This is a genomic window from Cupriavidus necator (assembly GCF_013141915.1).
In the GTDB taxonomy this organism is placed as follows: domain Bacteria; phylum Pseudomonadota; class Gammaproteobacteria; order Burkholderiales; family Burkholderiaceae; genus Cupriavidus; species Cupriavidus necator_B.
The window spans coordinates 115761-130846 of the sequence record NZ_SROX01000006.1; the positions used below are offsets into that span (position 1 = coordinate 115761).

The window sequence follows — 15086 nt, forward strand, 5'->3', positions numbered from 1 at the left end:
GCATGCGCGACCGCGGCGCCGGCCTCAGGCGGCGTGGCTGCCGCACTGCGTTTCCAGCTTGTCTGCCAGTTGCTCCAGTTCAGCGTCGATCGCCTGCCAGTCGGCACCGATGGCGCCCAGCCCGGCGCGCCGCACGGTCTGCTCCAGCCAGCGGCAAGCCTGGCTCTGCACCGGATGGCCGATCACCGACAACGCTCCGGCCAGCCCGTGCAGGCGCTGCGCAAAGGTCTCGGCATCGCCGGCGCGCAGCGCCTCGGCCAGTTCGCGCTGATCGCGGCGCAGCGCGTCGGCGTGCAGCACGGCGCCGCCGCAGGCATGCCGGTCCGGCGCCGGGCGTGCGCTCACGCGGGGGCCGGCAAAGTCCTCGAGCAGCTCGCGCAGTGTGGCCAGGCCGACCGGCTTGGTCAGGCAGCGGTCGATGCCGGCCTGCCGGCAGCGCTCGGCCACGTCGGGACCGACGCTCGCCGTAATGGCGACGATGGGGATCGCATGCCCCGTGTCGCGCAAGCGCCGCGCCAGCGTGAAGCCGTCCATGCCGGGCATCTGCAGGTCAGTCAGGATCAGGTCGTAGTGCCGTCCCGATGCCAGCGACAGGGCCTCGGGACCGTCGCCGGCCAGGTCGACCGATTGCCCCAGGCTTTCCAGCTGCTCGCGCATGACCAACTGGTTGATGGGATGGTCCTCCACCAGCAGCAAGGCCAGCTGCGCGGCGGGCGCCTCGGCGTGCGCCGGCGCCGTCGCAGGCACCGCTGCGACCTCTGCGCCGGCGGCGGTGGCGATTGCCGCGACCAGGCCCTGCCAGGCGTACGGCGAGGCCACTACGGGAGTCTGGGTCAGATCGGGCGAGGCCGGCGCCAGCGCGGAAATCACCACATCGGCATCGGCGCAGGCAGACAGGGCCTGTTCGTCGCAGACCAGCACGTCGACCGGCGTTGCCGGGGGCGCGCCGGGATCGTAGCTGACCGCGCGTGCGCCGTAGAACCGCAGCAGTTGCTCAACGCCCCGGTAGAGTTCGCGCAGGGTAACGTTCAGGCCGACAGTCAGCCCGCGCAGCGCAGCCTGCGGCCATGCCTGCGCGGGCGGCTCGATGCCGGCACCGGGCAGCGGCAGGCTGACGATAAAGCAGCTGCCCAACCCTGGCTCGCTGACCACGCGGATCTCGCCGCGCATCAGCTCGACCAGCCGCCGGCAGATCGACAAACCGAGGCCCGTGCCGCCATAGTGGCGCGTATCGGGCTGCTCCGCCTGCACGAAGGGCTCGAACAAGCGGCGCTGGTCCTGCGCCGCGATGCCGATGCCGGTATCGATGACGCGGATCTCGACGCCGTCGGCGCTGCCGCCATGGCCCGCTCGCACGCGCCGCGCCGTGACGATTACCTTGCCTTGCTCGGTGAACTTGACCGCATTGCTGACCAGGTTGTTCAGGATCTGCTCCAGCTTGACCACATCGGCCATCACCGGCTCGGACAGCGACGGGTCGGGGATGCACAGCAGGCGCAGGTGCTTGCGCGCGGCTTCGGCCGCAAAGCCACGGGTCACCTCCTCGACCACCGCATCGAGGCGGCACGGCCGGGGCTGCAGCGACATCTGCCCGGCCTCGATCTTGCTGAAGTCGAGCACGTCGTTGATGATGTCGATCAGCGATTGCGAGGCGTGCTGCATCACGGCCAGCTGGTCGCGCTGGCGCGGATCGAGCCGGGTCATGCCCAGCAGCTCGATGCTGCCCAGCATGCCGTTGAGCGGGGTGCGGATTTCATGGCTCATGGTGGCCAGGAACGAAGACTTGGCCCGGTTGGCGGCATCCGCCGCGCGGATCGCTTCGCGCAGGCGCGCCTCCGCGCGCCGTGCCCCGGTGACGTCGTTGAGGGCGCCCAGCACCGCCGCGCGGACCTCATAGGTGATCTGCACCAGGCGGACTTCCAGCGATCGCGTCTCGCCGTCGCGGCCGGCCATGTCGACGTCGAAGCAAGGCAGCACCTGCGGCGGCCCTTCGGCGCCGGCGTCGCAGCTGGCCAGGCGCGATGCGCAGGCGTCCTGCAGCTGCGCCAGCCCGGCGGGCGTGGCCTGGTCGATCAGCGACTGGGCGGCGGCATTGGCCAGCAGCACCTGCTGCGTGCTGCGCTCGACGATCATCAGCCCCACCCCCGCGACCTCGATCACGAAGCGACCCAGCGCATCGCTTTCTTGCAGGCGCAGGGACTGGCGCTGGGCAGGACGCATGATGCGCCGGTCGATCAGCCAGATCCACGCAAAGATCAGCAGCGACAGCGAGCCGGTCAGCCCCAGCATCCACAAGGTGTTTTCCCGGAACTGCCGCCACACGCGGCCGACCTCGAGCACGCCCACGGTGCGCCAGCCCCAGGCGTCGAGCGGGTACTCCAGCACCACCAGATGCTGCAACAGGCCGTGCCGCACCAGCGCTGAACGCACCGTGCCCGGCTGCGCGCCCGCGGCGGCGAGTGCCGCGGCCACGGGCGCTTCAAGGGGGCCGGCCGGCATGCCATCGGCGGTCAGCACCATGCCGGCATCGGTCAGCAGCAGGAAGTCGCCGTCCACGGCCTGGCCGTCGGGCAGCATCGGCGATAGCGGGAACTCCATCGCCAGTACCGCGGCCGGCTCGCCACCGTCTTGCACCAGGGTGGCAAAGGTGACCGTGCGCATGCCGCTGATCCAGTCCTGTGCCAGCGGCAGCATCACCGCCTGCCCCGGGTGTGCGCGCAGGCGCGCCAGCAGCGCATCGTTGCGCAGGCGCTGCACGGTGTTGCGCAGGAATGCCCGGCGCGCGTCGTCGCCCTGCAGCAGCGCGCGCGCCGGATTCAGCCGGCGCGGGATGACGTACAGCTGGTCGGCCTGCAGGTCGATCAGGTAGGCGTTCTGCACGTCGCGGTACTGCAGGTTGTTGACCCGGAAGGTGAACGTCATCACGTCGGCCAGGTCCTTCAGGCGCTTGCCGGTCCCGCCGGCCTGCGCCGACGAGACCGGCAGGGCGATGTACTGGCGGTCGCCGCGTCGCTGCAGGCGGTCGGTCCACTGCGTGTCGCGGGCAGCCGCCACCGCGTCGACCAGACCGATATCGGACAGCCGCGCCAGCGAGCCCTGCGCACGCACCGTCAGCGCCTCGGCCCGGTGCAGCGTCGACTGCAGTTGTTCGGACTGTGCGCGCAGCACCAGGCCCTGCCGGTCGATGGCCTCGCGCAGGCGGTAGTGCAGCAGCACGCCCCAGGACAAGACGGTCAGGCCCACCACGCAGGCCGAGAACAGGTAGACCAGATAGCGGATCTGGCGAATGCTCAACGGCAATGCGGCGCTGGTGTCGGTCGGCATCAGCCTTTTCATTGCTTACCTCGTATCAATGTCGCGGCCGGCCGGTGCCGCCGGCCGGTTTGAAAGTCGTGACGCGTGCGCTCGCCCGCAGGCAGCGCCTGGCCTGTCACAACATGCCGCGCTGGATGGCGAAGGCGGCGAGCTCCACGTCGTTGTCGGCGCCGATCTTGCGCATGACGCTCTGCTTCTGGGTACTGATCGTCTTGACGGTTCGCCCGGTACGCACGGCGATCTCGGTCACGGACAAGCCGGACAGATAGAGCCGCAGGACTTCGCTTTCGCGGGTGGTGAGCAACTCGGCCCAGTCGCCGTAGTCGCCCAAGCTGCGGCAGCGCCGCCCCCAGATCAGGTCACAGGCGATTTCCGAGACCGAGGCCAGTTCCAGGTGTGCCATCCGGACCGCCTTCACGACCTCGTCGGCGTGGTCGCGTGCGGTCACGACATTGCGGCAGCCCTCCTTGATCAGCTGCAGCACGCCGGCACGATCCGCGATGTTGGCAATGGCGACTACGCGCTGCCGCCCTAGCGCGGCCAGCCGCGCGCCCAGGCGGGCGTAGCCGGACGGAGCGGAGTCGTTGCCATGGCTGAGTGGGAAACGCATTGCCACCACGTCGCAAGCGCCTTGCCGCAGCGCGTGCACCAGGCCGCGTTCATCGGCCACCAGGCCAGCCAGTTCGATGCAGGCGCTGGCCGCGAGCCGCCGGCCCAACAGGCGCCGCATGACAGGTTGCGAGTCCGCGACGATCACCCGGATCTTTTCCATGGCCGCCTTACGCTCCAGCGTTATCCCGGTTTCAGGATGGGCCATTCGCCTGGCTTTCGAAATCAGCCAAGCCTGAAAAGTCCGCGGTATTTTCTGATCCGGCGCCGCTCAGCAGGCCGCGCGCGATCAGGGCGTGGCAATGCCGGCCGGCCAGCGCCCGCGCGGAAATCGCCAGTGAAAAGGAGAAAGGGAAAGAGAAAAAGAAAAAGCAGCAGAAACCGGGGCGCTCACGCGGCCGCCGCGCTGCGGCGGCGATTATCGGGCGCCGCCCAGCAAGCCGTTGGTGCGGGCATATTCATACAACTCATAATCGTTGGCCAGACCCAGCTTCTTCATGGCAATGCTCTTTTGCGCGCTGATGGTCTTGCTGCTGCGGTTGGCCTGGCGCGCAATCTCGATGACCGGCACGCCGGCCGCGCACTGCCTGATCACTTCGAGTTCGCGCCGCGTCAGGATCGGGCGGCGCGACGGTTCATCGAGGCCGCCCGAGGCCAGGATCGCGCGCACCGATGCCGGCTGGTAGCTCAAACCGCTGAATGCGGCACGCACCGCCGGAATCAGTTCCTGGACCGGATCGGTCTTGTTGAGAATCACCGAAATGCCGACCCTCTGGATATTGCGGATCAGCGCCGGATTATCCAGCATGGTCATGACCACGATGCGCGTGGTCGGATAACGGCGCCGCAGCATCTGCAGCATCGGCAGGCCATCGCCGAACTGTCCGCCCGGCATGGAGTAATCGGTCACGATGACGTCGCAATCGGTGCTTTCGAGCAATGCGACCAGCTGGGTCGAATTGGTCGCGCTGCCCACCACCTGCATGCCAACTTCGAGCGCCAGCACCCGGCTCATTCCGTCCAGGACGACGGGGTGGTCATCGGCAATGATTACCTTGATCATTCAAACCCCCTTGATTTTTCGGTTCCGTGGCCACGCACCGGTGTGCCGGGAACTGAGCCGGCATTCAATACCGGTCATCTTCGCTGCCTTGAATATTAGGAGTCTTCTGAAAAATCCGAATTAAGACATTCCTTAAATATGACTCGGCCAATCGCCGAGCCCGCCGTTCGGACTGCCGTTCCGGCCCCTTGCCGGATCGTCGGATCCGTCAAAGTATGCTGCAAGATACAAAGCCAGGTTGTCGATATGCGCCTGCACGGTTTCCTGGGCCTGGGCCACGTCCAGTTCCAGCTCGCGGCACAACGCGACGATTTCTTCGCCGTCTGCGGCGAGCGCCATGGCGCCGCGCATGCGATGGGCATGGTCTCGGACCGCCTTCAGTTCGCCGCTGCGCGCGGCGGCGGAAAGCGCCGCAAAATCATCTCGCATGGTATGCGCCAGCAACGCCTGGCTCGCAACGCTGTCCGCCATCGGCGGCACGCCGGGCTGGTCGGCGGCCGCTTGCGCGGGCCCGGCGGCATGCGTCGGCAGCAGCGCGCGCAGGCACTCGGCGAGCGGGCCGAGCAAGACCGGCTTGGACAGGTAGCGGTCCATGCCGGCTTCCAGGCAACGCTGCGCCTCATCCTGCGCGATGCTTGCGGTCAGCCCCACGATCGGCACGGTCGCCCCTTGCGCGCGCAGCCTGCGGCTTAGTTCGTTGCCGTCCATGCCGGGCATGTGGACATCGGTCAGCACCAGGTCAAAGCTGCGCTGCTGCCACGCCGCCAGCGCTTCTTCGCCACTGGCCGCCAGCGTGGCCCGGCAACCCAGGCGATCAAGTTGCTGCTGCATCAGCAGCCGGTTGTAGGGATGGTCGTCCACCACCAGCACCTGCAGGCCCAGTTGCGGGACGGGATCGGCTGCCGTGGCGACTGGCGGCGCGCTCGCGGGCGTCATGCCGGCGGCCAGGCACAGCGCACGCAGGATGCCGGCCTGGTGGTAGGCGTTGACCAGCCAGCTGCCGCCGACCCGCTGCGGTTCGACCGGACCATCGGCACGGCCGAACACCACGCCGGCATAACCTTCCGGAATCGCCGCAATACGGCGGGAGGCGACCAACAGCACCATGCCGGCTCGCGGCGCCGGCCCGTCGCAGGCGATCGCCTCGCACCCCATCGCACGCAGCGTGTCGATGGCATGGTTGCGGATGTCGTCGTCCTCGGACAGTATCGCCACCGGCGGCAGCACCGGTTCCAGCGGCCGGCGCGGACCCGCCTGCGGCAGCCGCAGCAAGACCCGGAACACGCTGCCCTGGCCGGGCTCGCTGTGCACGGACACGCTGCCATGCATCAGCGCGGCCAGCCGCCGGCAGATCGACAAGCCCAGGCCGGTCCCGCCATAGCGCCGGGCGGTGGAAGGATCGGCCTGCACGAACGGCTCGAACAGCCGTTCCTGGACCTCCGGGGCGATGCCGGGCCCGGTATCCGCCACCTCGAGTTGCAGCGCGATCCTGCCTGCCGCGTCCGGCTGCGCTGGCACATCCGCCACATCGACCTGAGGTGCCCGTCCCAGGCGCACGATGACATGGCCTGTGGCGGTGAACTTCAGCGCATTGCCGAGCAGGTTGCCGATGATCTGGCGCACCCGCACCGGGTCGCCGGCCAGGCAGGGCAGGCCGGGCTCCGGATAGCAGGACAACGCAAGGCCCTTTTGCAGCGCAATCGGCGCATGCGACCGCACCGTCGATTCAAGCACCTCGACCGGGTCGAACCGCACGCTGTCCAGCTGCATCTGCCCCGCTTCCGCGCGCGAATAGTCGAGCAGGTCGTCCAGGATCTGCAGCAGGACCTGCGACGACGACTGGATGGTCGACAGCAGTTCGCGCTGGCTACGCGCGAGGCTGGTCAGCGACAGCAGTTCCAGCGTCCCCAGCATGCCGTACAACGGCGTGCGGATCTCGTGGCTCATGGTGGCAAGGAAGCGCAATTTGGCGGCGCTGGCCTCGTCCGCAAGCTGGCGCGCGCGCGCCAGCTTGCGGTGCGCCTCGCGTTCGTCCGTGACGTCATGGATCGCGCACAGCAGTACGTCCTCGCCTTCAAAACGGGTACGGCGGCCGACCACCAGCACGTCGCGCGCCCCACCCGCGCCTGCTGGCACCCGCACCTCCAGCCGCACGGGCGCCTCGCCGCGCTGCGCCAGGATGGCGTCCAGCCATGGCCGGCCTTGCGTGCGCGCATCCAGCGGCAGCCATTGCGCGGCCAGCGCGTTCTCGGCCCGCACATGCGCATCGGCGATGCGCACCACCCGCAGGCCCACCGGCGCGGCTTGCATCACGGTGCGGTTGAAGCGCTCGCTGTCCTCGATGCGTTCGGCGTTGCGTTGCATCGGCACCAGGATCCGGCGCCTGACCATGCGCGCACCTTGCAGCACCGTCGCGATGCCGAGCCCGTAGAGCCCCAGCGCCGCGGCCAGCGCCAGTCCGTGGTCGACCAGCCCTTGCGACAGCGGATAGGCATAGGCCGCGCGCCAACCCTGGTCGCGCGCCATGCTGCCGATCATCAGGCTGCCTTGCTCGAACCAGTAGGCCACGCCGGTCTCGCTGGCGGCCAGTTCACGCGCGACCCGATCGTTCAGGGCGTGGGGACGCAACCAGCCGGCATCGCGGCCCTGGAACAGCAGCTTGCCGCGTTCATCGAAGAATATGGCGCGCTTGCCGGATACCGGCTGGGCCCACTGGCTGGCCCCCGGCATGCTGACATCGCCCATCAGCACGCGCACGGGAATGGCCGTCGCGGCATAGCCCAGCAGCGTTCCCGCGGCATTACGAACAGGCAGGAAACAGCTCAGCATCGTTTCCTGCCCGATCGTGCCGGGATAGGGTCCGGCCCACAGCGGCGTGCCTGCCGGTATCGAGGCCTGCGCCTCGCGGGCGCGGCGCGCCAGCGCCTTGGCCCAGTTGCTGACGGCGTCGGCAACCAGCGGCCCGCTCAGCGGCAGTGCCGCGGGCAGCGCGGGGGTCACCAGCGCCTCGCTGCCGTCTGCCATCAGAAACACCGAGCGCACGCCCTGCGGTGCCGTGCCCCAGTACGCGCGCTCGAAGATGGCAAAGCGGATGAGGTGCGACACCGCCGCGGACCGCTCTGCGCCTGGCACCGGCGCGCCGCGCATCAAGGTCGCGGGATTGATCAGCCCGGGCAACTCGATGGCACGCGCACTGCCGCCGGGCACGGCCATCAGCAAGGCTTCCAGCTGGGTTGCCGGCCGGTCGCTGCGCACCAGCCGGTACTCGGGCCCGGCGATCTCTGCCATGCGCCGGATAAAGTACTCGTGGGTGGCCTTGGCCGCCAGCACGGCGCCAAAGTGCTGGCGCGAGGCCCACGCCTGCTCCCACACGACGCGCTGGAACCGGCTATGCAGAAACAAGGCGAGACAGCCGCTGACCACCACGATCAGCAGGGTGGCAACGAGGGCGAGAAGGCGACCGGGAAACTGTATGCCTGCGCGAGACAGCCAATTGGCCATTGGCGATGCTCCTTCTCAGCAACCTGTCTGACCCCGCTCGGGGACCGGGCGTCACCACGCGCCCGATGGCTAAGGAATTGCCTACGGATTATGCATCATCATCCCGGCCTGTCGGGGCCCGCCAGCCGCGTCACGACGCTGGCGGGCCAGGACGATGCCAGGCCCCAGGTCACCGCCCAGCCGGTGCGGGTGCCACGCACACCGCGTCAAGCACGGCGAACGGGTTGGCCGGCCGCGCCGTTTCAGGCGGGAGGGCATAGCGCAGCGCGCACGAGGCGTTGGCGTCGCTGCCCCATTTCACCAGCAGTTCGCCGCGGTCCTGCTTCAGGCCGCGCACGATGATGCGTCCGCCCTGCCCCACCGTGCCAGCCGCCTGGCCCTGCGCATCAGTGACCTCCGCCCCGAACGGCAGCGGCGCCCCATCCGGGCCCAAGACCCGCAGGATTGCCGCACGACCGGGGTTGTCGGTCTCGAACTTCATCTTGACGATCGCGCCCGCGGTTGGCGCCGTGTTCTGCTGCGTGGTCTTCAGCGCCACGCTGATCGGCAGCCCCTTGGGATCGATCTCGACCTGGTTGGTGGAGAACGGCGTCAGGCTCGGCACGATGGCATGGCCCCACGGATCCACGCGCAAGCCGCTGCCATTGGCCACCCGTGCGCCCGCGGCGTCAGCGGCCTCGACAATCGCCATGGTGTCACCGGGCATCGGGGTGAACGCCACGCCGCCGGCATAGGCGACGATGCCGCCGCTGATGCCCAGACCGGCCTGCGAGTAATTGCGTCCCTTGCTGGCACTGGCGGTGAGGTTGGCGAAGGGTGACACGTAGCCGACGTTGGCGCCGACGGTGGCGGTGTCGGTGCTGTTGCCGCCGCCGGTGTAGCCCGCATTGACGCCGTAGGTGAACGCGTTATCGGCGCCCAGCGTGCCGGTTACGGATTGCTGCAGCGACGTGCCGCCTTGGGTATCGTGGGACACGCTGGTCATCGAGTACGGCGCATGCTGGCCGCTGCCGAGCGGAATCCCCACCGTGAGCATCACCCGGGTGTCCCATTTTCCGGCGTTGACATTGAACTGGCGCGACGCCGAGACCCCGTAGTTGATGCGCTTGTAGCTGTTGTTGTAGCCCGCCTGGAACTGCGTGTCGCTGCCGCCGCGGTTCCAGTAGTTCTGCGTGGACCCGGTCAGGTAGAACGAGCCGTAGCCCTGCGGCAGCATCTGGTTGATGGTCACCTGCAGCCGCCCGCGCTGGATCCCGCCCATGAACATGCCCGCGGCCATGCCGCGCTGTTCCAGGTCGCGCAGCGCCATGGCATCGGCCATGCTGAGGTAGCCGCTGCTGGAGTAGCGGTAGGCGGCCAGCGTCAGGTTGGTGTTGGTCGGCGCCACCAGCTTGCTGTACGACAGGCGCAGGCTCTGGCCGCTGCGACCGCCGGCGTTCTCCAGGCTGGTCCAGGCTTGCGTGATGTCGGCACCGAAGGCGCCCAGGTCCGTGTTCAACGCCCCGCCGCCCATGACCGCGGTGTAGTCCTGCGCGGCAATAAAGCCGCCGTAGCCCGTGACCATATTGCTGATGCCGTGCTGGACCGTTGCCTGCATCATCATCGGACGGCTGTGGAGCGTCACATTGCGGTACTGCCCGACGGTAATGCTGTAGCGCGTGATGCCCGGGCGCAGCGCATTGACGGCCGCGGCATAGGGCACGCGCGCGGTGCGCACGCTGCCATCGGCTTCCGTGATCACCAGTTCCAGGTCGCCGCCATATCCGGTCGGATACAGGTCGCTGATCTCGAACGCGCCGGGGGCAACCGTGGTTTCATAGATGATGCTGCCGCCCTGGCGCACCTGCACGCGGGCATTGCTGTTGGCAATGCCGCGCACGACCGGTGCATAGCCGCGCTGCGACTCGGGATACATGCGGTCGTCGCTGGCCACCTGCACGCCGCGAAAGCCGAAGCTGTCGAACAGCGCGCCGTCGGTATAGGCTTCACCGATGACCAGCTGGCTGCGGATCGGTGCCAGCGCGCGCTGCAGGCTGGTCTGCACGCTCTGGTAGCGGGTCCCGTCGAAATCGCCATGCGTCAGGTTGCCGACATGGCGGAAGCGCCAGCCGCCGAAGTTCATGCCGGCGTTCAGGCCGACGTAGCTCTGCGTGGTCGAGAACCCGCTCGCATCCGAGTGGTAGACATTGGCGTTGTACTGCAGCCGCGCCGCGGTGACGCCGTCGTCCCAGTACTTGGGATCGACATAGCCCCGCGCCGTGCGCGACATGGCAACCTGCGGCACGCTCACGTCCAGTCGCTGTTCGCCGTTGTCGAAGCTGGCGGTGGCATCGGGCACCAGTCCGGGCAGCGCCACGCAGCCCGCCACCAGGCTTGCGGGGGCTTCCGGCGACAGCTTCGCCAGGTCGATCCCCATGCGCTCGACCGCCGCGCGGTCGAAGCACGGCTGCACATTGCGGGTGTCGTCGCCCACCTGGCGCAGCGTCACCTCGGTCCGGCCCAGCCAGACGTCGTTCACGTATAGCTCGGCGCGATAGTTGCCCGGCAAGGCCACATTGCCCTTGTTGAAGCGGCTGACGTCGATGCGGACCCCGCCAGGCTGCTGCAGGAACGTGTCGTTGAACTCGACTTCGGCAAGCAACGCCGGACGGCCGGCGTTGCCAGACGCCCCCCACGCGCTCGCGCTGGCAAACAGGGACAATACCACCGCGCTGGCTGGACGCAGCCGGGACGGGAACGACGAGGTCTTCTGGGTTTTCATGGTTTATGCCGGATATCTGGCACTGCGCGGGCAAGACTTGCCCCTGCCGCGGGCGCGGCATCATCAATCGAAGCAATGCAGCCTGGAAGATTGCCGGGCGCCGCCCGGCGAGGACTAGCGCTAAGCGGCCGGGGCGCCGCCGTCCAGCGCGGCTTCGCCGCGCCCGGCGCCGCCGTAGTCATTGATGGTGTGGAAGCGGACCCTGGCGTCGGGGCCGGGCGCAATCTCGCCGGTAAGCGGGAAGGTTCGGGTTTCGCCCGGAGCGATCATGCCGCCCTCCTCAAACCGGCCGGTCTTGCCGCCCCCCACCAGTTCGATCCTGGCGAAGGAAACGTGGTAGGCGCTGGGGTTGCTGCCCTCCAGTGCAGGCTTGCCGCCGGCCTGGACCAGGCGCCAGCGGATGCGGGCCGGGGCTTCGTCGGCCGTGCCCTTTAATCCATCGGGCCGGAAGAACAGCTTGATGCGCGAGCGGAAGGCCAGCTGCAACGTGTTGGCACCGGCGTCTTCGGCCGCGGGCTTGGGCGGGATCTCCAGCACGTTGAGCCAGAACACGGATTCACGGTCCTGCACCAGCGGCTCGCCGGTGTAGAGGATGCGCAGGGTCTGGCCCTTGCCAGGATCGATACGCGACACCGGCGGCGTCACGGTGAACGGCGCTTCGATGGCTGCCGGTGCCGCCTTTGGATCGCCCGTGTCGATCCACGCCTGCGTCAACGCCGGCGCCTTGCCTTCGTTGGTCAGCTTGATGGTGGCCTCGGTCTCCTGGGCGCGATAGATGACCCGCGTACCGGCGATGACCACGGAGGCCTGGGCGTGCATCGCACTCAGGATCCCGAGCGCAACAACGCCGGTGGAAATCAGGGACTTGATCGTCATGTTCATGATGACAGCGCGATGGCGGGTTCGGCTGAACCGGCAACCGGGTGAACCGCGAGAAGAGGATACCGGCGAGGTCTGGTGATGCAAGGCGCGGAGCGCGCCGGTAACACGCTCCGCCCCTTGAGGCAGCAGGCTTACTCGTAGGCGATGGAGTACATCACGCTGGAGTTGGCGACACCGGCGCTTGCCTGGCCGGTGGCGTAGTACTGCGCGTAGTACCAGAGCGTGGCGGCGCCATCGGTGAGCGGCACGGTATTCGAACCCTGCGCCTGGTCGGTGTAGCCCGCCTTGATCGGGGTGTTGGCGGTGCCGCCGTTCAGCAAGCGGATCTGTACGTTCTGGGCGCCGCCCGCATCCAGGATCAGGTTGCCGGTGTTGGCGTCGGTGGTCGGCCCTGCCTCGAAGAACGTATGCACGTTGCCGGTGGTCGGCGTGCAGTTGGTGAGGGCGATGTTGAACGGCGTCTGTCCGGCAACCTTGCCGGGCCCGTTCAGGGTCGTGGCCGAAACCACCGGCAGCTGCACGTTGAAGTTCTGGGAGCCGCTGCCATTGCCGTTGATGGTGCAGGTCTGGGCGGTGATGGAGCCATTGAAAGTGATGGTGCCATCGGCGGCATGGGCAAACTGTGCGCCCATGGCGGTACCGGCAACGATCACTGCGGCGAGAAGCTTGTGATGGGTCATGATGGGTGATTCAAAGGTTGGTGGGTCATGGCTTGCGGATCCGGCGGATCCCGCCCTTCCCCGTACCGTCGTGCAAATGCCGATAACGCTGTGCCGTTGCCGCCCGGCGCCGGGGACAAGTGGAATATAGGGAGGAGGCTTAATGCCACCAATCAGGCAAGCCTTAGATCTGGTTCGGAATTTTCCCTTTGCCACGCCAGGGCAACGGCATGATGCGTCGGCACCACCCGTGCTTGCAGAGCAAGCCTATTGCAGGATTACCGATACTGATGTCGTGCACCGCGGCCAGCAGCGCGCAGGACATCCGCGATGCGCCCGCGTGAACTACCGCGGGCCATGACAACCTCTTCGACAAGCGGGTGAACTACACCGACACGGCGATGCCGGGGACGGCGCTGCTGGATGAGCGTGGCGGTGAAGTTCTGCAGCCCCGGTTGCCGGCGGCCGGCGCTGCGCCGATCCGCCTGACGTGCGCGCCTCAGGCCGCCGCGTCGTCCGCCCGGCACGTTGCCGGCACCTCGCCGTAGCGGGCCATCAGCGCACCGGCAATCGCATTGGTCCAGCCAAAGCCGTCCTGCAACGGATACTCGCCGCCGCCGCCGCCCTGGGCGGCCCCTTCGATGCGCCGGATACGGTATTTTTCGACGAGCTTGCATTGGTGGGTGTACAGGCTGGCCACGGTGGCCAGCCAGCGCCGCGCGATCTCGCGCGCGAGGGCCGCGTGGCCATAACGCTCCAGGCCGCACACCGCCAGCCATTGCAGCGGGGCCCAGCCATTGGGATGGTCCCATTGCTGGCCCGAGGTGCATTCCGTGGTGGCAAGGCCGCCGTCCACCAGCAGCCGCTCCCGCACCGCCCGCGCTACCGCTTCTGCGTGCGCCGGGGGGGCCAGGCCGAGATAGAGCGGCATCACGGTGGCGGCGGTGAGGCACTGGCGCGGCGCGCCGCGGCACCAGTCGTAGTCGACAAAGACGCCCGCGTCGCCGTCCCACAGGTATTGCAGGATGGCGGCCTCGCGCCGCTGCGCCGCGGCGCGGTACACCGCTGCCGCGGCATCGCCGGCGCACTCGCACAGCGCGGCAAGCCGCATTTCCAGGTGCCACAGCAGCGCATTGAGGTCGACCGGCAGCATCGCCGTGGTGCGGATGGTGGCCAGGTCAGTGGGCTGGCCGGCGGGCCGGTCCGGCGCGTCGAGCCAGCGCGAGCTGAAGTCCCAGCCCGACTCCGCCGCGGCGCGCAGGTCGCGGAACACCATATGGTGCGGGCGGCCGCTGCGCAGCGCGGTCTCCATGTCTTCCAGAAAGGCCTCCTCGCGCGGCCATGGACGATCATCCCAGTAGCGGTTTAGCACCGCGCCGCCGGGCAGGCAGACCACGCGGCGGTGCGCGTGGCCGGGACACAGGCCGTCGGCGCCGTCCATCCAGAAGGCATATTCGCGGCGCAGCTGCGGCAGGAAGTCGAGCGCGCTGGCCAGCCGCTCGCGCTCAAGCAGGTCCACCATCAGCGCAAACACCGGCGGTTGCGAGCGGCTCAGGTAGTAGTTGCGGGTGCCATTCGGCACCAGGCCGTAGGTATCGAGCAAGTAAGCGAAATTCCGCGTCATCTCCACCATCAGGTCGCCGTGCCCGCTGCGGGCCAGCCCTTCCATGGTGAAGTAGGAATCCCAGTAATAGAGTTCACCGAAGCGCCCGCCCGGCACCACGTAGCGGTGCGGCAGCGGCAACAGTGACGACAGCGCTGGATGGGCCACGGGCTCGCGCGTCAACACCGGCCACAGGCCGTCGATATGCTCGCGCAGGGTGCTGGCCGGGTCGGACACGTAGTGACTGTCCGGCACGGTGGCGCGGGTGAAATACGCCTGCACGAAATCGGCCAGCGAAAAGCCGGGCGCATCGCGCATCTCGCGATAGCGCGCCACGATCAGCTCAGGGTCGCAGTTGGGGATGCAGTCCGGGAAGGTCTTGCTGTCGGCGAACAGGCCGCTGTGCTGGACGTCGACGAACAGCTCGCAATAGCGCGCCGCGGGCGACAGCATGTCGGCGCAGGCGCAGCCCGGCAGCGCCTGCGGCGGCGGGCAGTCGCGGTGCGTGATCCATTCCGGGCGCGCCGCCGCATGGATCTTGCCGGGCGCCGCGGCCGGCCCCGTCACGGCGCCGGCGCCGTCCGGCGTGGCCGGGGCGTTGCGCGGCACCGTGCTGCCGCTTGTGGCGGTGCCGGGCGACGGTGGTACCGCGGTTTCGGAATCGGGCTTGCCGGTCGGCCGCATGGACAACTC

8 protein-coding genes are annotated in these 15086 nt (G+C 68.5%); all 8 read right to left on the minus strand.

Translation table 11 applies throughout. The features are described 5' to 3' along the window. Positions 1-24 precede the first annotated feature (24 nt). Entirely contained in the window at positions 25-3324 is a 3300-nt protein-coding gene (locus E5S69_RS13740; protein ID WP_236901327.1) for a hybrid sensor histidine kinase/response regulator, read from the minus strand. 106 nt (positions 3325-3430) lie between these two features. Beyond that, on the minus strand, positions 3431-4132 hold the full coding sequence (locus E5S69_RS13745) for a response regulator transcription factor (RefSeq protein WP_236901328.1): 702 nt from the start codon (positions 4130-4132) through the stop codon (positions 3431-3433). Positions 4133-4342: 210 nt separating this feature from the next. Continuing rightward, positions 4343-4987, minus strand: a complete 645-nt coding sequence (locus tag E5S69_RS13750) for a response regulator transcription factor (RefSeq protein WP_171515205.1) — start codon at positions 4985-4987, stop codon at positions 4343-4345. A gap of 132 nt (positions 4988-5119) precedes the next feature. Continuing rightward, positions 5120-8488, minus strand: coding sequence for a response regulator (locus tag E5S69_RS13755; protein WP_171515206.1), 3369 nt, complete (start codon positions 8486-8488; stop codon positions 5120-5122). A gap of 169 nt (positions 8489-8657) precedes the next feature. Further along, positions 8658-11249 (minus strand): fimbria/pilus outer membrane usher protein, encoded by a 2592-nt coding sequence (locus tag E5S69_RS13760; protein WP_171515207.1) that lies wholly within the window; start codon positions 11247-11249, stop codon positions 8658-8660. Positions 11250-11369: 120 nt separating this feature from the next. Next, positions 11370-12131 (minus strand): fimbria/pilus periplasmic chaperone, encoded by a 762-nt coding sequence (locus E5S69_RS13765; RefSeq protein ID WP_171515208.1) that lies wholly within the window; start codon positions 12129-12131, stop codon positions 11370-11372. A gap of 131 nt (positions 12132-12262) precedes the next feature. Then, complete coding sequence (locus E5S69_RS13770; RefSeq protein WP_171515209.1) at positions 12263-12811, minus strand: fimbrial protein; 549 nt, start codon at positions 12809-12811, stop codon at positions 12263-12265. Positions 12812-13289: 478 nt separating this feature from the next. Further along, complete coding sequence (gene treF / locus E5S69_RS13775) at positions 13290-15077, minus strand: alpha,alpha-trehalase TreF (protein WP_171515210.1); 1788 nt, start codon at positions 15075-15077, stop codon at positions 13290-13292. Between the last annotated feature and the right edge of the window lie 9 nt (positions 15078-15086).

What these genes read in the sequence shown, in the direction of transcription:
- E5S69_RS13765 (WP_171515208.1), bottom strand. Translation starts at nt 12,131, where the DNA reads ATGAACATGACGATCAAGTCCCTGATTTCCACCGGCGTTGTTGCGCTC.
- E5S69_RS13755 (WP_171515206.1), bottom strand. Translation starts at nt 8,488, where the DNA reads ATGGCCAATTGGCTGTCTCGCGCAGGCATACAGTTTCCCGGTCGCCTT.
- E5S69_RS13750 (WP_171515205.1), bottom strand. Translation starts at nt 4,987, where the DNA reads ATGATCAAGGTAATCATTGCCGATGACCACCCCGTCGTCCTGGACGGA.
- treF (WP_171515210.1), bottom strand. Translation starts at nt 15,077, where the DNA reads ATGCGGCCGACCGGCAAGCCCGATTCCGAAACCGCGGTACCACCGTCG.
- E5S69_RS13760 (WP_171515207.1), bottom strand. Translation starts at nt 11,249, where the DNA reads ATGAAAACCCAGAAGACCTCGTCGTTCCCGTCCCGGCTGCGTCCAGCC.
- E5S69_RS13745 (WP_236901328.1), bottom strand. Translation starts at nt 4,132, where the DNA reads ATGGCCCATCCTGAAACCGGGATAACGCTGGAGCGTAAGGCGGCCATG.
- E5S69_RS13740 (WP_236901327.1), bottom strand. Translation starts at nt 3,324, where the DNA reads ATGCCGACCGACACCAGCGCCGCATTGCCGTTGAGCATTCGCCAGATC.
- E5S69_RS13770 (WP_171515209.1), bottom strand. Translation starts at nt 12,811, where the DNA reads ATGACCCATCACAAGCTTCTCGCCGCAGTGATCGTTGCCGGTACCGCC.